At 54.9% G+C, this 6,465-nt stretch carries 3 protein-coding genes; all 3 read left to right on the top strand.

All coding sequences use genetic code 11. The features are described from left to right. The first annotated feature begins 228 nt into the window (after positions 1-228). Positions 229-1,530: a FlgD immunoglobulin-like domain containing protein gene (locus tag Q7U71_01800; GenBank protein MDO9390487.1), complete on the top strand. Its 1,302-nt coding sequence runs from the start codon at positions 229-231 to the stop codon at positions 1,528-1,530. Positions 1,531-1,638: 108 nt separating this feature from the next. After that, on the top strand, positions 1,639-3,117 hold the full coding sequence (locus tag Q7U71_01805) for an SBBP repeat-containing protein (GenBank protein MDO9390488.1): 1,479 nt from the start codon (positions 1,639-1,641) through the stop codon (positions 3,115-3,117). Between the two features lie 284 nt (positions 3,118-3,401). Beyond that, entirely contained in the window at positions 3,402-6,461 is a 3,060-nt protein-coding gene (secA, locus tag Q7U71_01810; protein ID MDO9390489.1) for a preprotein translocase subunit SecA, read from the top strand. Positions 6,462-6,465 lie beyond the last annotated feature (4 nt).

Consider the following 6,465-nt stretch of genomic DNA (forward strand, 5'->3'; position numbering starts at 1 on the left):
GGCGCTGGCGGCCTACAATGCCGGTCCGGGCCGGGTGCGGGAGTGGCTGAAGCCGATGAAGGACAAGGATGACGAGGATTTTCTGCTGCAGGAGATACCGCTGGCCGAGACCAGGAAGTATGTGAAAGTGGTGATGGAGAACTACTACATTTACAAGATGCTGCTGGAGCCTTTATGAAAATCAAAAATCAAAAATCAAAAATCAAAATAATTTGTTTTGGATCTTTCTTGGTTTTTGCAATGCTGGGCGCTCCGGTCATTGCCCAGGAGTACCAGCCGTCATTGCTGGTCTATCCGCCGTTCGGGCATTCCATGGGGTTTCACAAGGCCGGGACGTTCTACCTGAAGCTGCTGTTGGGCTGGGGCTCGCGGTTCGAGGATCCCCAGGGCATCGCCTGCGTCCGGCTGAAGGAGACCGATGATCTTGGCACCGGTGATGACGACGACGATGTCACAGTTTACATGGTAAACTCCGGACGGAACCAGATCATCTACAACCAGGGACTGAGCGGCTTAAAATCCTTTGGACAGATAGGCAGCGGGCCGGGGCAGTTTCACACCCCACGTGGCATCGCCGCCGCCGAGGACGGCAAGGTCTACGTGGCCGACCTGAACAACAGCCGGGTGGTCTGTCTGCAGAACTGGAAAGAAACCCTCAAATTCGTCCGCAACATCGGCGAAGGGGCGTTGCTGCATCCCCAGGGATGCGCGGTGGACAACCGGGGGCAGTTATATGTCACCGATACCGGGCACAACCGGGTGGTGGTCTACGATTCCCTGGGGAACCAGACCTTCAGCTTCGGAGGCGAGGGGGGTTTGGACGAGCCCTTCGGGATAGCGGTCCAGGGCTTTGGCGACCGCTGGACCTTTTTCAAGGAGACCGCCATCATCGTGGCCGATTCCATCTGCGCCCGGATCCAAAAATTCGACCAGCAGGGCCGGCTGGTGGCCCGGATCGCCAACACCGACATCGGCCTGCCGGGGGCCTACTTTTCCTACCTGGCTTTGGACTATTTTGGAAACCTCTACGCCACCGACATGATCAACCACCAGGTGCACAAGTTCGACCGGAACCTTAAATACGTGGCCGGTTTCGGGCGGAAGGGCTTGAGCGAAATGGAATTCGAGTCGCCCCGGGGCATCGCCATCTGGAAGCGCTTTGGGCAGGTGTTCGTGATGGAGCGGGAGTCGGCCCAGTACTACTGGATAGGGATAGATGGTTACATCAAGCAGGTCTCGCCAGGAGTGATAGACAGCCTGCACCCCGGAGCCACCATAGTATTGCAGCTTTACGAGCCGGCCGACCTGAACATTCAGATCCTTGATTCCCTGAACCAGCCGGTGCGGCAGTTGTTGAACGAGTTCCGGGAAAAGCTGGGGGAGAACTTTTTGATCTGGGACGGTGAGGATGACAAGGGGAGGCAGGCCCCGGTTGGGGAGTACACGATCAGCGTGACCATGGCCCCGACCTATTCGGCCAAGGGGTATTTTACCAAGACGGTGACGGCAAAAGTGAGGAAGGCGGAGTGAGGGGAACCGGAGTTTGCCACAGAGACACTGAGGCACAGAGGGGTTTTTATTTGCTTGAAATCATCAAAACAAAGCCATATACTTGTTACAAATTTAAGGAAGCGTTCAATGTTTAAAAAAGTTTATCTGTGTGTCATTGCGGTAATAGTTATATTGCTGCCCAGCATCCTTACTGCCCAAGCACCGGATACTTTGTGGACCAGGCGGTATAACGGGCCGGACAATTACGTTATTTATGCCACTGGATGTGCTGTAGATACATTCGGGCATTTATTTGTGACTGGTGTATATACCTATGGCTTAAGTGTTGACTATATGACTATTAAATATGATTTAATTACTGGCGATACTATCTGGACTCGCAGATATAACAGCCCGAGCAATGAAGACGAACAGGCAGGTGGTTGTGCTGTTGATGGTTTAGGGAATCTATATGTAACCGGGCATACTGGAAATGGTGGGAATGATGATTACTTGACTATCAAATACAATGCAGGTAGCGGGGATACAATCTGGACCCGACGTTACAGCGGGCCGGGTAGTAATAATGATTTAGCCTACAGTTGTGCAGTTGACGATTCCGGGTATTTGTACGTAACAGGTGGGTCCTATAGTGACTCACACTACGACTATTTGACTATTAAATACAATACAGTTACAGGGGATACAATCTGGACGCATCGATATCATGCCCTGGCCAATATCGGCGATATTGCGACTGGCTGTGCAATAGATGCTTCTGGAAATCTGTATGTGACGGGGTATTCCTCCAATGGAACAAATAATGATTACCTGACTATCAAATATAATACAAACACAGGGGATACACTTTGGACCAGGCGATTTAACCACTTGGCTGACAGTAGAGATGATGCTTCTGGTTGTGCAGTTGATTTATCTGGGAACCTGTATGTGACGGGTGTGTCGTATGATGATACACATGCCAACTACCTGACAGTGAAATATAACACTGCCACTGGGGATACAATTTGGACCCGTCGATATCATAGCGCAATTAATAATGATGATTATGCTAGTGGTTGTGCGATTGATGGTTCTGGGAATATATATGTAACAGGTTATTCTGGCCAAAATGCAAACTGGAACTATTTAACGATAAAGTATGATGCAACCACTGGCAACACAATCTGGACCACGTGCTACAAGGATAGTTCTGATGCAGCCCATAGCTGCACAGTTGATGGTTATGGGAATTTATATGTGACTGGGGTTTATGATAATGGCGTGAACTGTGGATATCTGACCATTAAATACAATACAGCAACAGGCGTGACAGGCAAGCCAGAATTTCCAATGACAGTTAGCAAACTAAAATTAGAACAAAACAGACCAAATCCTTTCAGCCAGCATACTACTATCAGCTATCAGCTATCATCCAGCGGGCCAGCCAGTTTAAATATCTATAACGCAGCCGGGCAATTAGTGAAAACTTTTAACATGGGTCAACAACAGGCCGGGTATCATCAGGTGGAGTGGAGCGATTCAAATACCCCAGCAGGGGTGTATTTCTATCGTTTGACCGCCGGGAATTATCAGGCCACGAAGAAATTGGTAGTGCTCAAGTAGGCTTCACCGGGAACTTACTGGGCTTCGGCACTATTTCTTATACTATAGCGATACCATGAATGGTATCGCTAGTAAAACATCAAGGCTCTGATCGAGCCTTAGGCAAAAGGCCGCAACTGCGGTCTTGATGGAAAGTAGCGATAGACTTTAGGCTATCGCAATAAGGATGCTTGTAAAAGGCCAAAACTAGACGTTTTGGCCTTTTATTTTTCCTTTTCCTCTTGAAATATTCCATTTTTTATGGTAAATTAAGCTGTTACATTGCAACAAATTCAAAGGCTTAAATGATCAACAAGATACTCCATACCATATTTGGCGACAAGAACACCCGCGAGGCGAAAAAACTCTGGCCCATAGTGGAACAGGTCAACCTTGAGGCCAAGGAATTACTGGATGTTTCCGATGCCGACCTGCAGGCCAAGACCGCTGAATTCAAAAAGTACATAGAGGACGCCCGGAAAGAGGGACAGGACGATAAGAAGACCCTGGAAGAGCTGCTGCCGCAGGCCTTTGCCGTGGTCAAGGAAGCCTGCCGCCGGCACGTGGGCAAGAAGTGGGAGGTCTGCGGGCTGGAACTGGGCTGGGAGATGGTCCCCTTCGACGTCCAGATACTGGGCGGGATCGCCCTGCACCAGGGCAAGATAGCGGAAATGGCCACCGGCGAGGGCAAGACCCTTGTCGCCACCATGCCGGTCTACTTGAACGCCCTGACCGGCGACGGCGTGCACCTGGTCACCGTCAACAATTATCTGGCCCGCCGCGACAGCCAGTGGATGGGACAGATCTACCGCTTCCTGGGTCTTACCGTGGGCTGCCTGGACGACACCGAGCCCGGCACCCCGGAGCGGCGGGAAGCCTACCACTGCGACATCGTCTACGGCACCAACAACGAATACGGCTTCGACTACCTGCGGGACAACATGGCGCTTAGCCCGGAGCAGTGCGTTCAGCGCAAGCACTACTACGCCATCATCGACGAGGTGGACTCCATCCTGATAGACGAGGCCCGGACCCCGCTGATCATCTCCGGCCCGGTGGAACATTCCACCCACCGCTACGACGAGATGAAGCGCCCGGTGGAGAAGCTGGTGGAGAGCCAGTCCCACCTGGTCAACCGGATAGTGGCCGAGGCCGAAAAGCTTTTGGCCGGGGGCGAGGACTACCAGGCTGGTATCAAGCTGCTGCAGGCCAACCGGGGCGCGCCCAAGCACAAGAAACTCTCCAAGCTGCTGCAGGAGGGGGCCCACAAGCAGACCATGCAGCAGGTGGAAGTGGACTACATGCGGGACAAGAAGATGTCGGAGATAGACGAGGAGCTGTTCTTTGCCATCGACGAAAAATCCCACGTGGTGGACCTGACCGAAAAGGGCCGCCAGGCCATCTCCCCCAAGGATCCCGACCTTTTCATCATCCCCGACCTGACCACCGAGATCCACCGGATAGATTCCGACAGCGCCCTGAGCCCCGAGCAGAAGATGGAGGCCAAGCAGAAACTGGACCGGCTTTTTTCCGAGCGCTCCGAGAAGAACCAGAACATCGCCCAGCTGCTGCGGGCCTATTCCCTGTTCGACAAGGACGTGGAGTACGTGGTCTCCGAGGGCAAGGTGCTGATAGTGGACGAGTTCACCGGCCGGCTGATGCCGGGCCGCCGCTTCTCCGACGGGCTGCACCAGGCGCTAGAGGCCAAGGAGAACGTGGTGATAGAACGGGAGACCCAGACCCTGGCCACCATCACCATCCAGAATTACTTTAGGCTGTACCAGAAGCTGGCCGGCATGACCGGCACCGCCGAGACCGAGGCCGGGGAGTTCTACGAGATATACAAGCTGGAAGTGCTGGTGATCCCCACCAACCAGCCGGCCCGCCGCCGCGACTACGAAGACGTGATCTACCGCACCCGCCGGGAAAAATTCAACGCGGTGATAGAAGAAATCGAATTGATGTACCAGGCCAAAAGGCCGGTGCTGGTGGGAACGGTCTCGGTGGAAAGCTCGGAGACGCTTTCCCGGATGCTGTCCCGCAAGGGCATCAAGCACTCGGTGCTCAACGCCAAGTACCACCAGAAGGAGGCCGAGATCATCTCGCTGGCCGGTCAGGCCGGAAGCGTGGTGATAGCCACCAACATGGCCGGGCGCGGCACCGACATCAAGCTGGGCCAGGAAGTGGTCAAGAGCTCCCACTGCCGCCTGGTGCAGAGCGACGAGAATGCCGACCAATGCCCGCACCTGGAGGAGCTGAAGTGCAGGCAGGACGTGCCCTGCGGCCTGCATATCATCGGCACCGAGCGGCACGAGGCCCGGCGCATCGACCGCCAGCTGCGGGGCCGGGCCGGGCGCCAGGGCGATCCCGGATCTTCCCGGTTCTACCTGTCGCTGGAGGACGACCTGATGCGGCTGTTCGGCTCCGACAAGATAGCCGGGGTGATGGCCAAGATGGGGGCCGAGGAGGGCGAGGTGCTGACCCACCCGCTTTTAACCCGGCAGATCGGCACCGCCCAGAAAAGGGTGGAGGGCTACAACTTTGACATCCGCAAGCACCTGCTGGAATACGACGACGTGATGAACAAACAGCGGGAGGCCGTCTACCAGATGCGCCACCAGGCCCTGTTCGAGTCCGACCTCAGCGCCGAGATGGTTGAACTGATGGAGCGGGTGGTGGAATACGGGCTGGAGGAACATGCGGACAGCAAGGAATATTCCGAGAACTGGGACTGGCCGGGGCTGAACGATTATTTCCGCCGGCATTTTTTGCTGGAGATCTCAATTCCCGACTCCGAAAAGAACAACATGAAGATCGACCGGCTGCAGGAGAATCTTCTGGCCATGGCCAAGAACCAGTACCAGGCCAAGGAACAGCTTCTGGGGACGCCGCTGATGCGGCAGCTGGAAAAACTGGTGCGCCTGCAGGTGATAGACGAGAAATGGCGGGAACACCTCAACAACCTGGACGCCCTCAAGGAAGGCATAAATTTAAGGGCCTACGGCCAGAAGGACCCCCTGATAGAATACAAGCGGGAATGCTATTCCATGTTCATGGAGCTTTCCCAGGACATAGACCGGCAGACCATAGAACTTTTGTTCAAGGCCCATCCGGTGGGAATGAACGCCCCGCAGCCAAGGCAGGTGGCCATGCAGGCCTTTAAGCCGGAACTGGCGGCGCCCACGGCCCGGCAGCTGCCCCAGGGCTCCGGCGAGTCCGAAGCCCGAAGCCCGGTGGGTCCGTCCGAGGGCGACAGGCCCAAGCTGAAGCCGGTGGTCCACGCGGGGCCCAAGGTGGGCCGCAACGATCCCTGTCCCTGCGGCAGCGGCAAGAAGTACAAGAAGTGCTGCGGGGTGGATGCCTGATACG

It is taken from the genome of bacterium (assembly GCA_030655055.1).
Lineage (GTDB): Bacteria > Edwardsbacteria > AC1 > AC1 > EtOH8 > UBA5202.